Below are 16,724 nucleotides of genomic sequence, written 5' to 3'. Positions count from 1 at the left end.
TATGGAAAACATGATCTGTATCAATTTATCCATAAGCTGATACCTTTCAGCAGGGGTATTTTGACTTGTCATATCAAATGTTAAAAAATTGCGAAATCAATTGAACCACATCAAACCATTAAGTACACAAATATTTTACAGCATTGAGGCCTATGATTTAGCAATATTGTGGTGAAGTATGCCGTCAAAAAGCGTATCTTCTGCGCGGTTATTGGGGTGCTTCTTTTTATATTCAGTCTCGCTTATCGCCGGAGCTAACAGTGGGTTCTTCCCTCTTTGATTTTCCAACCTATTTCAAGTTTTTTATCGGTCTGTTTGCCCTGGTTAACCCGGTGGGCATTATTCCCGTCTTCATCAGTATGACCAGCTATCAAACCGCGCTCGCCAGAAATAAGACCAACCTGACGGCAAATCTGTCGGTGGCGATCATCCTCCTGACATCGCTCTATCTTGGCGATTCCATATTGCAGATTTTTGGCATCTCGATCGATTCGTTCAGAATTGCGGGTGGGATCCTGGTGGTGACGATCGCCATGTCGATGATCAGCGGCAAACTGGGTGAGGACAAACAGAACAAACAAGAAAAATCAGAAACCGCCGTGCGTGAAAGCATCGGCGTGGTGCCCTTGGCGTTACCGCTGATGGCTGGACCGGGAGCCATCAGCTCCACGATCGTCTGGGGAACGCGTTACCACAGTATTATGCACTTGATTGGCTTCTCGGTGGCGATTGCGTTGTTTGCATTCTGCTGCTGGGGCGTATTCCGTATCGCGCCCTGGCTGGTGCGTCTGCTGGGGCAAACGGGTATTAACGTCATTACCCGTATCATGGGGCTATTGCTGATGGCGCTGGGCATTGAATTTATTGTGACCGGGCTCAAATCAATATTCCCAGGATTATTAGCCTAATCCTTTCATATGAAAAAACGGAGCCATTGGCTCCGTTTTTTTTGTCATTATCAGCAAATCATATAATTAAAGTTGAAAATCCCTCTAACCATAATAAATTTTACTAATAATTTTGTTTTGTTAAATTTCAACAGCTTGCCTTTTACGACCGTTGCGTGCTGTACACATTCCATGCAGTAAGACTGTTATTTTAGTCACACGATACTCTGGGGCTTGCTGAGAGATTAATGAAATGATATTAGTAAATTGATGAATCATATAGATGAATGTGCTAAATAATAGACAGTTGTTAATTTTTTGTACACGCAACCCGTCGCACACTGCACCGCACAGACATCGGCGCAATAAAATTCACCATCTCATTGAATATTGAAGATTTTATGCGTATTTATTGCGTGGTAGGGTAGTCCGCAGCGTAACGGTCACTGTCATAAAAGAGAATTGGTTAACAAATTTGCAAAATGTATTGGCACCGGGGAATGTCATTTGATACTTTCCGGCCCTATATTTTCAGCAGAAATTATGAAGATGAGAACTTTTTTCATTTGCGGTTCTGGTCTTAAAAATATGATACACGCCTCGACAGGGGAGGCGTGTCACGAATCGACGCAAGACGGCCAGACGAGCCGTTGGTAAAAATAAAGTCGGTGATAGCAAGTAGTAAAAAAAACGCCTGACGGCTGCATAAACTCCTACGTTGTCAGGAAACCCCAAAGGGGAATTAAACAGACTGGTAAATAACCAGTCATTATAAAGAGTGGAGTATCAACACAATGTCCATCATCACAAAGAAAAGTCTGGTAGCAGCGGGAATCTTAACTGCGCTCATCGCGGGTAACGTTGCAATGGCTGCAGACGTTCCTGCTGGCGTTCAGCTGGCTGAGAAGCAAACGCTGGTACGTAACAACGGCGCGGAAGTGCAGTCGCTTGATCCGCACAAAATTGAAGGCGTACCGGAATCCAACATTAACCGCGATCTGTTCGAAGGCCTGCTGGTTTCTGACGTCGACGGCCACCCGGTTGCGGGCGTTGCCGAAAAATGGGAAAACAAAGACGGCAAAGTCTGGACTTTCCACCTGCGTAAAGACGCAAAATGGTCTGACGGTTCCCCGGTTACCGCACAAGATTTCGTTTATAGCTGGCAGCGCCTGGCCGATCCAAATACGGCCTCTCCGTATGCGAGCTATCTGCAGTACGGCCATATTGCCAATATCGATGACATCATCACGGGCAAAAAACCGATTACTGACCTCGGCGTAAAAGCGATTGATGACAATACGTTCGAAGTTACCCTGAGCGAACCTGTTCCATATTTCTACAAACTGCTGGTTCACCCGTCCGTCTCCCCGGTTCCTAAATCGGCGATTGAGAAATTTGGCGAGAAGTGGACTCAGCCTGCCAATATCGTTACCAACGGCGCGTACAAGCTTAAATCCTGGGTCGTTAACGAACGTATCGACCTGGAGCGTAATACCAACTACTGGGATAACGCGAAAACCGTTATTAACCAGGTCACCTACCTGCCAATCTCTTCCGAAGTGACTGACGTTAACCGCTATCGTAGCGGTGAGATCGACATGACCTATAACAACATGCCGATTGAACTGTTCCAGAAGCTGAAAAAAGAGATCCCGGCAGAAGTTCACGTTGACCCGTATCTGTGTACTTACTACTACGAAATCAACAACCAGAAAGCGCCATTCAATGACGTTCGCGTGCGTACCGCCCTGAAGCTGGCACTGGACCGCGATATCATCGTCAACAAAGTGAAAAACCAGGGCGATCTGCCTGCATACAGCTACACCCCGCCGTACACCGATGGTGCAAAACTGACCCAGCCAGAGTGGTTCGGCTGGTCACAGGAAAAACGTAACGAAGAAGCGAAGAAACTGCTGGCCGAAGCCGGTTACACCGCTGAGAAACCGCTGACCTTTAACCTGCTGTACAACACCTCCGATCTGCATAAAAAACTGGCTATCGCCGTCTCTTCCATCTGGAAGAAGAACCTGGGCGCTAACGTGAAGCTGGAAAACCAGGAGTGGAAAACCTTCCTGGACAGCCGTCATCAGGGCACCTTTGACGTGGCGCGTGCAGGCTGGTGTGCGGACTACAACGAACCGACCTCCTTCCTGAACACCATGCTGAGCGACAGCTCGAACAACACCGCGCATTATAAGAGCCCGGCGTTCGATAAGCTGATCGGCGATACCCTGAAAGTCACTGACGAAGCGCAGCGTGCCGATCTGTATGCGAAAGCAGAACAGCAGCTCGATAAAGACTCTGCGATCGTGCCGGTTTACTACTACGTGAACGCCCGTCTGGTGAAACCGTGGGTAGGTGGCTACACCGGTAAAGACCCGATGGATAACATCTACGTTAAAAACTTGTATATTATCAAGCATTAATGGCAATGAGTGGGGCAGGCAATGCTTGCCCCACGGTGTCTACTCAACGTAATACAATATAGGCACACGCCAGAAGGTACGGGCAATGTTGAAATTTATCCTACGTCGCTGTCTTGAAGCGATTCCAACGCTATTTATTCTCATAACGATCTCATTCTTTATGATGCGCCTCGCCCCGGGAAGTCCATTCACCGGTGAACGTACGCTGCCACCCGAAGTCATGGCGAATATCGAAGCGAAATATCATTTAAACGATCCAATCTCCACGCAGTATTTTCATTATTTGAAGCAGCTGGCGCATGGCGATTTTGGACCCTCATTTAAATATAAAGACTATTCCGTAAACGATTTGGTGGCGTCCAGCTTCCCCGTTTCGGCTAAATTAGGCGCTGCGGCATTTTTACTGGCCCTTATTCTTGGCGTCACAGCGGGCGTAATTGCCGCGCTGAATCAAAATACCAAATGGGATTATACCGTTATGGGGGTGGCAATGACCGGTGTCGTGATACCGAGTTTTGTCGTGGCGCCCTTACTGGTCATGATATTTGCCATCACCCTCAAATGGCTGCCTGGCGGCGGCTGGAATGGAGGGGCACCGCAATATATGATCCTGCCGATGGTGGCGTTATCGCTGGCCTATATCGCCAGTATCTCCCGTATCACCCGCGGTTCGATGATTGAAGTTCTGAACTCTAACTTCATTCGTACCGCGCGGGCGAAAGGGTTGCCGATGCGCCGGATCATCTTCCGTCATGCGCTTAAGCCCGCGCTGCTGCCGGTTCTCTCCTATTTAGGCCCTGCGTTTGTCGGCATCATTACCGGTTCCATGGTTATTGAAACCATCTATGGCCTGCCGGGTATTGGCCAGCTGTTTGTTAACGGCGCATTGAACCGTGACTACTCTCTGGTACTGAGTCTGACCATTCTCGTTGGTGCGCTGACCATTCTCTTTAACGCGATCGTCGATGTGCTGTATGCCGTTATCGATCCGAAAATCCGCTACTGACACTGGAGCTCGCCATGATGTTAAGTAATAAAAATAGCGAGGCGCTGGAAAACTTCAGTGAAAAACTGGACGTCGAAGGACGCAGTCTCTGGCAGGATGCGCGTCGTCGCTTTATGCACAACCGCGCGGCGGTTGCCAGCCTCGTGGTGCTGGTGATCATCGCCCTGTTTGTGACCCTGGCACCCATTCTGTCGCAGTTCACCTACTTCGATACTGACTGGGGCATGATGTCCAGTGCACCGGATGCCGCATCTGGCCACTACTTTGGCACTGACTCTTCGGGGCGTGACCTGCTGGTACGTGTGGCCATCGGGGGCCGTATATCGTTGATGGTCGGGATTGCTGCCGCCTTTGTGGCGGTGATTCTGGGCACATTATATGGATCGTTGTCCGGCTATCTCGGCGGAAAAGTGGATTCAGTGATGATGCGTATTCTCGAAATCCTCAACTCCTTCCCGTTTATGTTCTTCGTGATCCTGCTGGTGACCTTCTTTGGTCAGAACATCCTGCTGATCTTCGTGGCGATTGGGATGGTCTCCTGGCTGGACATGGCGCGTATCGTGCGCGGCCAGACCCTGAGTCTGAAGCGCAAAGAGTTTATCGAAGCGGCGCAGGTGGGCGGGGTCTCAACCGGTAATATCGTGGTTCGCCATATTGTGCCGAACGTGCTGGGTGTGGTGGTGGTGTACGCCTCCCTGTTGGTGCCAAGCATGATCCTGTTTGAATCCTTCCTGAGCTTCCTCGGCCTCGGTACGCAAGAGCCGCTGAGCAGCTGGGGCGCGTTGTTGAGCGATGGCGCGAACTCGATGGAGGTTTCACCGTGGCTGCTGCTGTTCCCGGCAGGTTTCCTGGTAGTGACCCTGTTTTGTTTCAACTTTATCGGCGATGGCCTGCGTGATGCCCTCGACCCGAAAGACCGTTAAGGAGCGCCGTCATGACAATTATTGAAACGGCATCTGCCCCACAGGCACATCAGCAGGGCAATACGCTGCTGGATGTCAAAGATCTGCGCGTCACCTTCAAAACGCCGGATGGCGATGTGACAGCGGTAAACGATCTGAACTTCAGCCTGCGGGCTGGCGAAACGCTGGGTATTGTGGGCGAATCCGGTTCCGGTAAATCCCAGACCGCATTCGCGCTGATGGGCCTGCTGGCGAAAAACGGTGTAATCGGCGGATCCGCCAGCTTTAACGGCAGAGAGATCCTTAACCTGCCTGAGCGCGATCTGAACAAACTGCGCGCCGAGCAGATTTCGATGATTTTCCAGGATCCGATGACCTCCCTGAACCCGTACATGCGTGTGGGTGAGCAGCTGATGGAAGTACTGATGCTGCATAAAGGGCTGGGCAAAGCCGCAGCCTTTGAAGAGTCCGTCAAGATGCTGGACGCGGTCAAAATGCCTGAAGCGCGTAAGCGTATGCGCATGTACCCGCATGAGTTTTCCGGTGGGATGCGTCAGCGTGTGATGATCGCGATGGCCTTGCTCTGTCGGCCAAAACTGCTGATTGCCGATGAACCAACCACTGCGCTGGACGTTACCGTTCAGGCACAGATCATGACCCTGCTGAACGAGCTTAAGCGCGAGTTCAATACCGCGATCATCATGATTACTCACGATCTCGGCGTGGTTGCCGGGATCTGTGACAAAGTGCTGGTGATGTATGCCGGTCGTACCATGGAATACGGTGTAGCGCGCGATGTGTTCTATCATCCGGCACACCCGTACTCGATCGGGCTGCTGAATGCCGTACCGCGTCTCGATGCGGAAGGGGAAGCGCTGCTGACCATTCCGGGCAACCCGCCAAACCTGCTGCGTCTGCCGAAAGGCTGTCCGTTCCAGCCGCGCTGTCCGCATGCGATGGAGATCTGTAATAGCGCTCCGCCGCTGCAGGAGTTTGCGCCAGGCCGTCTGCGTGCCTGCTTTAAGCCGTTCGAGGAGCTGGTATGACCGCCATTGACGAAAAAAGAAATGTTCTGCTCGAAATCGCCGATCTGAAAGTGCACTTTGACATTAAAGATGGCAAACAGTGGTTCTGGCAGCCGTCGAAAACGCTCAAGGCTGTTGATGGCGTGACCCTGCGTCTGTACGAAGGGGAGACCCTTGGCGTAGTGGGCGAGTCGGGCTGCGGAAAATCGACGTTCGCCCGGGCAATTATCGGGCTGGTAAAAGCAACGGAAGGCAAAGTTGCCTGGCTGGGTAAAGATCTGCTGGGCATGAAACCGGACGAATGGCGCGCTGTACGCAGTGACATTCAGATGATTTTCCAGGATCCGCTGGCGTCCCTGAACCCGCGCATGACCATTGGCGAAATCATTGCTGAGCCGCTGCGCACCTATCATCCGAAAATGTCGCGTCTCGAAGTTCGTGATCGCGTTAAAGCGATGATGATGAAGGTGGGTCTGCTGCCTAACCTCGTTAACCGTTACCCGCACGAGTTCTCCGGCGGCCAGTGTCAGCGTATCGGCATTGCCCGTGCGCTGATCCTTGAGCCGAAGCTGATTATCTGTGATGAACCGGTATCGGCACTGGACGTGTCCATTCAGGCGCAGGTGGTTAACCTGTTGCAAAAGCTGCAGCGTGAGATGGGACTGTCGCTGATCTTTATCGCCCACGACCTGGCGGTAGTGAAGCACATTTCCGATCGCGTGCTGGTGATGTATCTCGGCCATGCGGTTGAGCTGGGCACTTATGATGAGGTTTATCACAACCCTCTGCACCCGTACACCAAAGCGCTGATGTCTGCGGTGCCGGTACCCGATCCGGATCTCGAGAAGAACAAAAAGATTCAGCTGCTGGAAGGGGAATTGCCGTCGCCGATTAACCCACCATCAGGGTGCGTATTCCGTACGCGCTGCCCGATTGCCGGGCCGGAATGTGCGAAAACGCGTCCGGTGCTGGAAGGCAGTTTCCGTCATGCGGTTTCCTGCCTGAAAGTCGACCCGCTCTAAGCGAGCGAAGCGCATAAAAAAGGCTGCATTCGCAGCCTTTTTTTATTCGCGCCAGAGTATGTGGCACAACTTGTGGTCTTTCTCGCGACACAGCAACACACGGGCAAAGATGTCGTTAATCTCGCTACCGTCCGTCTCAGCAAGACCAATTACCACCTCGGCGAAAAAGTCCGGGTTGAGGTCATAATCGACATGTTCGGCCCAGTCTTCGGACGGATCAAACAGCTCAGCGCCGCCGCGTTCTTCAAACTGAAGGTTGAACAGAATGACGTCTGCCGGGTCGAGATTATCGACGGCCAGTTCGAGAAAAATATCGTAGGCCTGCTCGAGCGTTTCGTCTTCGGTCAGGCGATTATTCAGATCCATTTCCATGATGACTACCTTTTAACATCGTTGGGCACGTTTTACAGCAACGGACTAAAGAAGTAAAACAGTCGTTCGGCAATTCGGTGCCACAGCGGGCGTTTCACCCACAACCGGGCGTCCAGCAGGCGCGAGCGCGAAATATAATCATCCTGCACCGCCGCTAAATCACCACCAAAACCGGCATCGTCAATCACCAGCGTGATCTCAAAATTGAGCCACAGGCTGCGCATATCCAGATTCACCGTCCCCACCAGGCTCAGTTCGCCGTCGACCAGCACGCTTTTGGTGTGCAGCAGGCCGCCTTCGAACTGATAGATCTTCACCCCGGCTGCCAGCAGTTCGCTGAAGAAAGCCCGGCTGGCCCAGCCAACCAACACCGAATCATTCTTACGCGGCAGGATTATACTGACATCGACCCCGCGCTGGGCGGCGGTGCAAATGGCATGCAGCAGATCGTCGCTCGGTACAAAATAGGGCGTGGTCATGATCAGATATTCGCGCGCGGAGTAGGCCGCCGTCAGCAGCGCCTGATGGATCAAGTCTTCCGGGAAGCCGGGGCCGGAGGCGATGGTGTGGATGGTGTGCCCGCTGGCCTGTTCGAACGGCATGATATTGGCGTCCGGCGGCGGCGGCAGGATGCGTTTACCGGTTTCGATCTCCCAGTCGCAGGAGTAGACGATCCCCATCGCGGTGGCGACCGGGCCTTCCATACGGGCCATCAAATCGACCCACTGACCGACGCCGGCATCCTGTTTAAAGAAGCGCGGATCGACCATATTCATACTGCCGGTATAGGCGATGTAGTTGTCGATCATCACCATTTTACGGTGCTGTCGCAGATCCATCCGGCGCAGGAACACGCGCAGCAGATTGACTTTTAATGCCTCGACCACTTCGACACCGGCGTTGCGCAGCATCGGTGCCCAGTTGCTGCGAAAGAAAGCGACGCTACCCGCAGAATCGAGCATCAACCGGCAGTGAATGCCCCGGCGCGCAGCCGCCATCAGCGACTCGGCGACCTGATCGGCCATTCCGCCAGGTTGCCAGATATAAAACACCATCTCGATGTTATGGCGGGCCAGTTGTATATCGCGGATCAGCGCGTTCATTACGTCGTCGGAGGTGGTCATCAGCTGGAGCTGGTTGCCTTTTACTCCGCCAATGCCCTGGCGGCGTTCGCAGAGCTGAAATAACGACGCCGCCACGCTGCTGTTTTCTTCGGCAAAGATATGTTTGCAGGACTTGAGATCGTTGAGCCATTTCGCCGTTGAGGGCCACATGGCGCGTGCGCGTTCCGCCCGGCGTTTACCGAGGTGGAGCTCACCAAAAGACAAATACGCGATAATGCCGACCAGCGGCAGAATAAAAATAACTAACAGCCAGGCCATGGCAGAGGGAACCGCCCGGCGCTTCATCAGGATACGTAATGTCACCCCCGCGATCAGCAGCCAGTATCCCAGAATGACCAGCCAACTCACCACGGTGTAGAAGGTTGTCATAGTAAAAAATCCTTTTGAAAGCGTATTGTTAAGAGTGTACGCGTCAGGATTGTTCTGGCAAATAAAAACGGTAGATAAAAGCGCTGGTTTGCCGCAGGCAAGGGACTATAATGAGCGCTCCGTTTTGGGAAGAGTTGTAAACATGAAGCGCAGTAGAACAGAAGTAGGCCGCTGGCGCATGTTACGACAGGTTGGTCGTCGTAAAGCGCGTTGGCTGGAGGCTCAATCCCGCCGTAATATGCGTATCCACGCTATCAGAAAATGCAGTTTGAACCGTCATCGCAATGCGTTGCTGTTCGCCATTCACGATCTCTGAATGGCATAAGGGCACCCTCAGAGGTGCCCGTTGTTTTTTTATCGCCCGTATTTCGAAAAGGAGGATGAAATGTTTGCGGATTTGGGTGTGCTTAATTTTTGGACCTATGTTGTTGGCGCAATATTTATTGTGCTGGTTCCGGGCCCCAATACCTTATTCGTCTTAAAAACCGGTATTGGACACGGGGTGAAAAAGGGTTATCTGGCCGCGAGCGGTGTCTTCATCGGCGATGCGGTATTGATGTTCCTGGCGTGGGCGGGCGTCGCGGCGCTGATTCAGACCACCCCAGTGCTGTTTAATATTGTCCGCTACCTGGGTGCATTCTATTTATTGTGGCTGGGCGGCAAGATGCTTTGGTCGGTGGCGCGGCATAAACAGCAGGGCGAAAATAGCGGCATTGAGCCGGCAAAAACAATCATGAAACGCTCGTTAGTCCTGAGCATGACCAACCCGAAAGCGATCCTGTTTTACGTTTCGTTCTTTGTGCAGTTTATTGACGTCAATGCCCAGAATACTGGTGTGGCGTTTATGGTCCTCGCGATTACCCTGGAAATCATTAGCTTTATCTACATGAGCTTCCTGATTTTCTCCGGCGCGTTTGTCACTCGTTACCTGAAAACCAAAAAGAAACTGGCGAAGCTGGGGAATGGATTGATAGGGCTGCTGTTTGTGGGATTTGCGGCAAGGCTGGCGTCACTGCATTAAGATAAGGCTCCCTCGGGAGCCTCTACTCGCTTAAAACACTTTCTTGAACGGCTTCACCGCCACGTTCTCATATACCCCTGCCGCAACATACGGGTCGGCTTCCGCCCAGGCTAGCGCGGCTTCCAGCGATTCAAACTCCGCAATCACCGTAGAGCCGGTAAAGCCCGCCGCACCGGGATCATTGCTGTCGACGGCCGGCATTGGGCCTGCGGTCAGTAATTTGCCTTCATCATGCAGCAGCTGCAAACGCGCGAGATGGGCAGGGCGCACGGAAAGACGTTTTTCGAGAGAGTCAGCAACATCTGTCGCGTAAATTACGTAAAGCACGGTGAAGCTCCTTAAGCGGTAAAAGTGGGAATTACGTTATGTGAAAGTGCCGGGGACTGCAATGTAAAGATAACGCCACTACTATTGTCCTCGTTTGTTCTGTCACTCTGCTGCCGTCTGTACTCTACTGGAGCCTTCCTGCTGAATCGGAGGTATTTTCATACCTGGCGCATGGTGGTACACTCTGACGCAAATGATTATCAATTAGCTAAGAACACAGAAAACGTATGGCTTATGCTACAACCCCGAACAGTTCAACTATCATGACTTTCGATCTACCTCGCCGCTTCCCCTGGCCGACGCTGCTTTCCATCGTGGTTCATGGCGCCGTTGTTGCAGGTCTGCTTTATACCTCGGTAAGTCAAGTTATTGAAATGCCAGCTCCTTCGCAGCCGATCTCGGTCACCATGGTGACACCGGCCGATCTGGAGCCTGTGCAAGTGGCGCCGCCGCCGGAACCGGTTGTTGAACCTGAGCCGGAACCCGAGCCTGAGCCCGTCCCGGAGCCGCCAAAAGAGGCGCCTGTGGTGATCCACAAGCCGGAACCTAAGCCAAAACCGAAGCCAAAGCCTAAGCCGGTGCAAAAGGTTGAAGAGCGTCCGAAGCGTGAAGAGCGCCCGGTTGAGCCGCGTGCTGCGCAGGTTGCGCCAAATACTGCGCCTGCTCGTCCGGTGATGAACAGTTCCCCGGCCACGGCAAAACCGGTTGCGACAGCACCGTCTGGCCCTCGTTCGCTGGCGCGTAATCAGCCGCAGTACCCGGCGCGTGCACAGGCGTTACGTATCGAAGGTCGCGTACGCGTGAAGTTTGACGTCACCTCCGACGGTCGCGTAGAGAACGTCGAAGTGCTCTCTGCACAGCCGGCAAATATGTTCGAGCGTGAAGTGAAAACGGCAATGCGCAAATGGCGCTATGAAGCCGGGAAACCGGGCCGCGGATTGATCGTGAATATTGTTTTCCGCCTGAACGGCGGGGCGCAGATGGAATAATGAGAAAAGCCTCCGACAGGAGGCTTTTTTTTATGCCTGCGGCAACGTGCGTGGTTTGCCTTCGCTATCCACCGCCACGTAAATAAACAGGGCTTCGGTGGCTTTATAGCGCTGACCAATAGGCTCTGAAGAGACCTTCTTCACCCAGACCTCAATGTTAATCGACACCGAAGTATTCCCGCGCTTAACGCAGCGCGCATAACAACAGACCACATCCCCAACCGCAACCGGTCGCAGAAAGGTCATCCCGTCGACTCTCACCGTCACCACGCGACCCTGGGCAATCTCTTTAGCGAGGATCGCGCCGCCCATATCCATCTGCGACATCAACCAGCCGCCAAAAATATCCCCATTCGCATTGGTGTCGGCAGGCATTGCCAGCGTGCGTAAGACCAGTTCGCCCTGTGGCGCATCTTGTGTTGTCATTGGTTTGCTCAGCTTATAACGAAGTGACCCGGGCGTATCCACCCGGGCAAAGGGATCAATTTTTGTCGTCTTGCGGCATGTGGCGGTAGATGTATACGCCGCTCAGCAGGGTGAAAACCAGCGTCAGCGCGGTCAGGCCAAACACTTTGAAGTTGACCCAGATATTCTGCGGCATCCAGAAGGCGATATAGATATTCGCCAGACCGCAAAGAATAAAGAACACCGCCCAGGCGATATTCAAACGTGACCAGACGGTCTGCGGCAGGGTCAGCTCTTTACCCAGCATGCGCTGAATAAGCGGCTTCTTCATGACCCACTGGCTGAACAGCAGCGCACCGGCGAACAGGACGTAAATCACGGTGACTTTCCACTTAATAAACTCATCGTTGTGGAAAAAGACGGTCAGCCCGCCAAAAAACGCCACCAGAACAAAGGTGATGAGTGCCATTTTCTCGACTTTACGGTAGCGCACCCAGCTGTAGATGAGTACCACAGCCGTGGCGACGATCAGGGCGGTCGTTGCCGCGTAGATGTCATAAAGTTTGTAGAAGGCAAAAAAGACAACCAGGGGTAAAAAATCAAGAAACTGCTTCATTCTTCGATTCCATCATCGGCGATGGCCTGCGCGCACGGCACAGGCCATCAGAAAAATTACTTACGAATTAACGTATACAGGCGGAACAAATAAACGAGTAACACGGCGGAGATCAGATTACTCACCGTATTTGCCACCACCGCGCCGACGTTTGGCGTCAGTATCGCAAGGTTTGGTGCGAACAGCAGCAGCAAGGTTTTAGCCAGCAGCCAGCCCATTACCGCAGGTGCAACAAGACGCATATTAGACCATGCCAGCCGGATGCTGCTACGCATGGCAACAAAAATGCCCATCTTGTCTTCCACTACCATGATCGGGGCGAAGGCCAGCACGATAGCCAGTAATACGCCCGGGACCACGACCAGCATAATCCCGATCTGGATAAGCATGGTGGTTAAAAAGATAAGGATAAACAGTTTTGGCAGCAGCGGGGCGCTGGCACCAATCGCCCGTAAAGCGCTAACGCGTTGCCCGGCGGAAACCAGTTGGATCATCAACAAGACGCCGCCCACCAGAATGGCGTTGCCAATTAAACCGGAGAAGGTCGAGGCAGCAGAAGCGCGCAGCAGGATCTGCTGTTGCTCCGGCGACATGTTTTGCACCATCTCAAACAGCCCGACGCTGCTGGCGATATTATCGCCGTCGCTCAGGCTGGCAATTTGCTCCTCACTCGGCGAAAAGGCATGACCAAGTACCACCGTGATAAATGCGCACAACAAGGCGATCAGTAAAAAGATAACGAACTGATTGCGGAAAAAATTCCCCGTGTCACGGTAGACAGAATTCGCCGTGATAGACATGCACTCTCCTTGAGTATTGCAGGCGTTAATTAGCGGGCAATTGTACCCTGGATAACTGCCCGGTGGCAGTATCAAGGCTTGTATGGAAAAGCATATCTTTGTAAAGCGCTCGTAATGCCTCGCGCTGATTTTGCGCAATGGGTATCGCGCTTCGCTTTGTTTGCCTGAAACGGCAAAATTGATCCAGAAGGGCACTACCATTTTTTGCCAGAGGCTGAAAAGATTAATTTAGATCAATGAATGTTAAATTGCTGAATCTAATGTGATCGCGGTGAGATCACTTATTACTCATTTGTGGGTATATTCCGTCCTTCAATAAAACCATAACGAGGGAATGGATATGAAAAAAGCAGCGCTCGCAGCACTGATTCTGAGCAGTATTTCCGGAAGCGCAGTTGCCCATGAAGCTGGCGAATTCTTTTTCCGCCTGGGGACCGCCACGGTACGGCCCACGGAAGGCTCGGACAATGTTCTGGGTTTGGGCGGTTTTAACGTCAGTAACAATACCCAGGCAGGGATGACCTTTACCTGGATGGCTACCGATAACGTCGGCGTTGAACTGCTGGCGGCCACGCCGTTTCGTCACAAAGTCGGTACCGGCCCAACCGGGGACATCGCCACAGTTCACCAACTGCCGCCCACCCTGATGGCCCAGTGGTATTTCGGCGATGCTGGCAGCAAGCTTCGCCCCTATGTTGGCGCCGGGGTCAATTACACCACCTTCTTTGATGAGAAGTTTAACGACACGGGTAAAGCGGCAGGTCTCTCCGACCTGAGTCTGAAAGATTCCTGGGGCGTGGCGGGGCAGGCGGGGCTGGACTATCTCATCAATCGCGACTGGCTAATTAATATGTCGGTCTGGTATATGGATATCGACACCGAAGTGAAATTCAAAGCGGCGGGCGAGCAGCAAAATATCAGTACCCGCCTGGATCCGTGGGTGTTTATGTTCTCGGCGGGATATCGCTTCTAAATGTAAGAAGGCCCCGAAGGGCCTTTTTTATTTACGACTCAGCAACAGGCCGAGGACAATACCTACCGCGCCTGCGGCAATGAGGCCGCTAAGGGGGTTATTTTTAACCGCGTCGGTCACATCACTAACAACGTCACTGGCCTGAGCGGCATATTTGCGCCCGGCACCCTTCAACTGATGTTTTGGAGAATCAACAAATTCGCCAAACTTCTGCTGCGCCGCACCGGCTGCCTCATCCAGTTTGTTCTTCGCTTTTTCACCAGCATATTGTGCATCATTATCAAAATTAGGATCTGACATAACGTTCTCCTTTTGTAGTCAATGTTAAGCATAGACTCAATGAGGATATCCTGAAGAAAATGGGATTATTACTTAAGACAGGGAAGGGGCCATACGGTCTCAGGCAGGTGATTTCTGCAAAAAGCCGCCTGGCGACACCAGGCGGCGGGTAGGTTACTGCGGACGGGTTGCGGCTTTCATCGCGCTGACGAACGTTTTCAGTTCATTCAGCATTTGCTCCGGCTGGGCGACGTTTTTCTCGATGATTTTCACGATCGCCGAACCGGAAATCGCCCCGGCCGCCCCGGCATCGATCGCACCGGCGACCTGGTCAGGGGCCGAAATACCAAAGCCCTGCAGCGGCGGGGCGGCGTGATATTCTGCCAGTTTTTCTACCAGGTGATGCAACGGCAGTGCGGCTTTGGTTTCGGTACCCGTTACCCCGGCACGCGACAGCAGGTAGGTATACCCGCGGCCGTGAGAGGCAATCTGGCGCAGCAGTTCGTCGTCGGCGTTTGGCGGGCAGATAAAGATCGGCGCAACGTTATGACGCATCGCCGCCTGACGGAACGGTGCGGACTCTTCTACCGGCACATCGGCGATCAGCACTGAGTCCACCCCAACGCGGGCGCACTCGGCGTAGAATTCGTCGATACCGCGGTTGAACACCAGATTGGCATACATCAGCAGACCGATCGGAATGGTCGGGTGCTTCTGGCGAATGGTCGCCAGCATCTCAAAACACTGAGTCGGCGTGACGCCCGCAGCAAAGGCGCGCAGGGCGGCGCTCTGGATCGTCGGGCCGTCGGCCAGTGGATCCGAGAACGGGATACCGAGTTCCAGCGCATCGGCACCGGCTTCAATCAGGGTATCGATAATTTTCAGCGACTGCTCCGGGGAGGGATCGCCCAGGGTCACAAAGGGGACAAATGCGCCTTCCTTGCGGGCCTTAAGTTCAGCAAATACGTTATCGTAACGCTCCATTACATTTCCCCTCGGGCTTTCAGAATATCGTGAACGGTGAAGATATCTTTATCACCGCGACCGGAAAGGTTCACCACCAGCAGTTGCTCTTTTTCCGGGTTTTCTTTGATCATTTTCAGCGCATGGGCCAGCGCGTGAGACGACTCCAGCGCCGGGATAATGCCTTCCTGACGGCACAGGATTTTGAACGCGTCCAGCGCTTCGTCATCGGTAATCGAGACATATTCCGCGCGGCCAATGCTGTTCAGGTGCGCGTGCTGCGGCCCAACAGACGGGAAATCCAGCCCGGCAGAAATAGAGTAAGACTCTTCAATCTGCCCTTCGTCGGTCTGCATCATCGGCGATTTCATGCCGAAGTAAATCCCCACGCGGCCATGCTTCAGCGGCGCACCATGTTCGCCGGATTCGATGCCATGACCGGCAGGCTCGACGCCAATTAGCCCCACACGTTCGTCGTCAATAAAGTCGGCAAACATGCCGATGGCGTTAGAACCACCGCCGACGCAGGCGATCACCGCATCCGGCAGACGCCCCTCTTTTTCGAGGATCTGCGCTTTGGTCTCTTCGCCGATCATGCGCTGGAATTCACGCACAATGGTCGGGAACGGGTGCGGGCCCGCAGCGGTACCCAACATGTAGTGGGCGTTCTCATAATTGCCAGACCAGTCGCGCAGCGCTTCGTTGCAGGCATCTTTCAGGGTGGAGGAACCGCTGTGTACTGGGATCACTTCGGCACCCATCAGGCGCATACGGAACACGTTCGGCGACTGGCGCTCGACATCTTTGGCTCCCATGTAGATACGGCATTTCAGGCCGAGCAGGGCGCTGGCGAGTGCGGAGGCCACGCCGTGCTGACCGGCACCGGTCTCGGCGATGATTTCGGTTTTACCCATTCGTTTTGCCAGCAGCGCCTGACCCAGCACCTGGTTGGTTTTATGCGCGCCGCCGTGGAGTAAATCTTCACGCTTCAGATACAGCGTGGTGCGGGTCCCTTCGGTCAGGTTGCGACATTTGGTCAGAGCGGTAGGACGCCCGGCGTAGTTTTTCAGCAGGTCGGTAAACTCAGCCTGGAAGATCGGGTCTTTTTGCGCGCTGACGAAGGCTTCTTCCAGCTGGCGCAGTGCGGGCATCAGGATCTGCGGCACATACATGCCGCCGAATTCGCCAAAATACGGATTTAATAATGTGGTCATCTTC

The 16,724-nt window shown here is 53.2% G+C and carries 19 protein-coding genes and 1 pseudogene; 10 read left to right on the top strand and 10 right to left on the bottom strand.

Annotation, left to right across the window (positions count from 1 at the left end):
* Nucleotides 1–260 precede the first annotated feature (260 nt).
* The 6 genes from M8013_RS09395 (at nucleotide 261) to oppF (ending at nucleotide 7,268) form a co-directional block, all read left to right on the top strand.
* Nucleotides 261–908, top strand: coding sequence for a YchE family NAAT transporter (locus tag M8013_RS09395; RefSeq protein ID WP_271267534.1), 648 nt, complete (start codon nucleotides 261–263; stop codon nucleotides 906–908).
* Between the two features lie 773 nt (nucleotides 909–1,681).
* On the top strand, nucleotides 1,682–3,313 hold the full coding sequence (oppA, locus tag M8013_RS09390; protein ID WP_271267533.1) for an oligopeptide ABC transporter substrate-binding protein OppA: 1,632 nt from the start codon (nucleotides 1,682–1,684) through the stop codon (nucleotides 3,311–3,313).
* 85 nt (nucleotides 3,314–3,398) lie between these two features.
* Nucleotides 3,399–4,319 (top strand): oligopeptide ABC transporter permease OppB, encoded by a 921-nt coding sequence (gene oppB / locus M8013_RS09385; protein ID WP_271267532.1) that lies wholly within the window; start codon nucleotides 3,399–3,401, stop codon nucleotides 4,317–4,319.
* A 14-nt stretch (nucleotides 4,320–4,333) separates the two neighbouring features.
* The gene (oppC, locus tag M8013_RS09380) at nucleotides 4,334–5,242 is read left to right on the top strand and encodes an oligopeptide ABC transporter permease OppC (RefSeq protein WP_271267531.1); all 909 of its coding nucleotides are present in this window, start codon (nucleotides 4,334–4,336) and stop codon (nucleotides 5,240–5,242) included.
* A gap of 11 nt (nucleotides 5,243–5,253) precedes the next feature.
* Nucleotides 5,254–6,267 carry an ABC transporter ATP-binding protein gene (gene oppD / locus M8013_RS09375; RefSeq protein ID WP_271267530.1) on the top strand — a complete coding sequence of 338 codons (1,014 nt, stop codon included), beginning with the start codon at nucleotides 5,254–5,256 and terminating at the stop codon, nucleotides 6,265–6,267.
* A complete protein-coding gene (gene oppF / locus M8013_RS09370) occupies nucleotides 6,264–7,268 on the top strand; it encodes a murein tripeptide/oligopeptide ABC transporter ATP-binding protein OppF (protein WP_271267529.1) in 1,005 nt (334 codons plus the stop codon). The genes oppD and oppF overlap by 4 nt, the downstream gene beginning before the upstream one ends.
* Before the next feature lie 42 nt (nucleotides 7,269–7,310).
* On the opposite strand, the gene M8013_RS09365 is transcribed toward oppF, so the two are convergent.
* Both M8013_RS09365 and cls read right to left on the bottom strand, forming a co-directional pair.
* Nucleotides 7,311–7,640 carry an HI1450 family dsDNA-mimic protein gene (locus M8013_RS09365; protein ID WP_271267528.1) on the bottom strand — a complete coding sequence of 110 codons (330 nt, stop codon included), beginning with the start codon at nucleotides 7,638–7,640 and terminating at the stop codon, nucleotides 7,311–7,313.
* A 32-nt stretch (nucleotides 7,641–7,672) separates the two neighbouring features.
* Complete coding sequence (cls, locus tag M8013_RS09360; protein WP_271267527.1) at nucleotides 7,673–9,133, bottom strand: cardiolipin synthase; 1,461 nt, start codon at nucleotides 9,131–9,133, stop codon at nucleotides 7,673–7,675.
* A gap of 142 nt (nucleotides 9,134–9,275) precedes the next feature.
* Here cls and M8013_RS09355 point away from each other — a divergent pair, with 142 nt between their 5' ends.
* Nucleotides 9,276–9,449 (top strand): YciY family protein, encoded by a 174-nt coding sequence (locus M8013_RS09355; RefSeq protein ID WP_271267526.1) that lies wholly within the window; start codon nucleotides 9,276–9,278, stop codon nucleotides 9,447–9,449.
* Nucleotides 9,450–9,518: 69 nt separating this feature from the next.
* On the top strand, nucleotides 9,519–10,154 hold the full coding sequence (leuE, locus tag M8013_RS09350) for a leucine efflux protein LeuE (protein ID WP_271267525.1): 636 nt from the start codon (nucleotides 9,519–9,521) through the stop codon (nucleotides 10,152–10,154).
* A gap of 30 nt (nucleotides 10,155–10,184) precedes the next feature.
* On the opposite strand, the gene M8013_RS09345 is transcribed toward leuE, so the two are convergent.
* A complete protein-coding gene (locus M8013_RS09345) occupies nucleotides 10,185–10,481 on the bottom strand; it encodes a YciI family protein (protein ID WP_271267524.1) in 297 nt (98 codons plus the stop codon).
* A gap of 263 nt (nucleotides 10,482–10,744) precedes the next feature.
* Between M8013_RS09345 and tonB the strand changes: the two genes are divergently transcribed.
* On the top strand, nucleotides 10,745–11,470 hold the full coding sequence (tonB, locus tag M8013_RS09340; protein ID WP_271267635.1) for a TonB system transport protein TonB: 726 nt from the start codon (nucleotides 10,745–10,747) through the stop codon (nucleotides 11,468–11,470).
* 30 nt (nucleotides 11,471–11,500) lie between these two features.
* On the opposite strand, the gene yciA is transcribed toward tonB, so the two are convergent.
* The 4 genes and pseudogenes from yciA to M8013_RS09320 form a co-directional block, all read right to left on the bottom strand.
* Nucleotides 11,501–11,896 carry an acyl-CoA thioester hydrolase YciA gene (yciA, locus tag M8013_RS09335; protein WP_271267523.1) on the bottom strand — a complete coding sequence of 132 codons (396 nt, stop codon included), beginning with the start codon at nucleotides 11,894–11,896 and terminating at the stop codon, nucleotides 11,501–11,503.
* Nucleotides 11,897–11,951: 55 nt separating this feature from the next.
* Nucleotides 11,952–12,491, bottom strand: coding sequence for a septation protein A (locus tag M8013_RS09330; protein ID WP_271267522.1), 540 nt, complete (start codon nucleotides 12,489–12,491; stop codon nucleotides 11,952–11,954).
* Between the two features lie 56 nt (nucleotides 12,492–12,547).
* Complete coding sequence (locus M8013_RS09325; protein WP_271267521.1) at nucleotides 12,548–13,291, bottom strand: YciC family protein; 744 nt, start codon at nucleotides 13,289–13,291, stop codon at nucleotides 12,548–12,550.
* A gap of 25 nt (nucleotides 13,292–13,316) precedes the next feature.
* Nucleotides 13,317–13,415, bottom strand: a pseudogene (locus tag M8013_RS09320) (YkgJ family cysteine cluster protein); the annotation flags it as partial.
* Nucleotides 13,416–13,631: 216 nt separating this feature from the next.
* Here M8013_RS09320 and ompW point away from each other — a divergent pair.
* The gene (gene ompW / locus M8013_RS09315) at nucleotides 13,632–14,264 is read left to right on the top strand and encodes an outer membrane protein OmpW (protein WP_271267520.1); all 633 of its coding nucleotides are present in this window, start codon (nucleotides 13,632–13,634) and stop codon (nucleotides 14,262–14,264) included.
* Between the two features lie 27 nt (nucleotides 14,265–14,291).
* Here the strand turns inward: ompW and M8013_RS09310 are convergent, their stop codons facing one another.
* The 3 genes from M8013_RS09310 to trpB form a co-directional block, all read right to left on the bottom strand.
* Nucleotides 14,292–14,564 (bottom strand): ElaB/YgaM/YqjD family protein, encoded by a 273-nt coding sequence (locus M8013_RS09310; protein WP_271267519.1) that lies wholly within the window; start codon nucleotides 14,562–14,564, stop codon nucleotides 14,292–14,294.
* A 153-nt stretch (nucleotides 14,565–14,717) separates the two neighbouring features.
* Nucleotides 14,718–15,527 (bottom strand): tryptophan synthase subunit alpha, encoded by an 810-nt coding sequence (trpA, locus tag M8013_RS09305; protein WP_271267518.1) that lies wholly within the window; start codon nucleotides 15,525–15,527, stop codon nucleotides 14,718–14,720.
* Nucleotides 15,527–16,720: a tryptophan synthase subunit beta gene (trpB, locus tag M8013_RS09300; RefSeq protein WP_271267517.1), complete on the bottom strand. Its 1,194-nt coding sequence runs from the start codon at nucleotides 16,718–16,720 to the stop codon at nucleotides 15,527–15,529. The genes trpA and trpB overlap by 1 nt, the downstream gene beginning before the upstream one ends.
* Nucleotides 16,721–16,724: the final 4 nt, after the last annotated feature.

The organism is Silvania confinis (assembly GCF_025564085.1).
GTDB classification, from domain to species: domain Bacteria; phylum Pseudomonadota; class Gammaproteobacteria; order Enterobacterales; family Enterobacteriaceae; genus Enterobacter; species Enterobacter confinis.
This window is presented reverse-complemented; position numbering and strand designations above follow the sequence as displayed.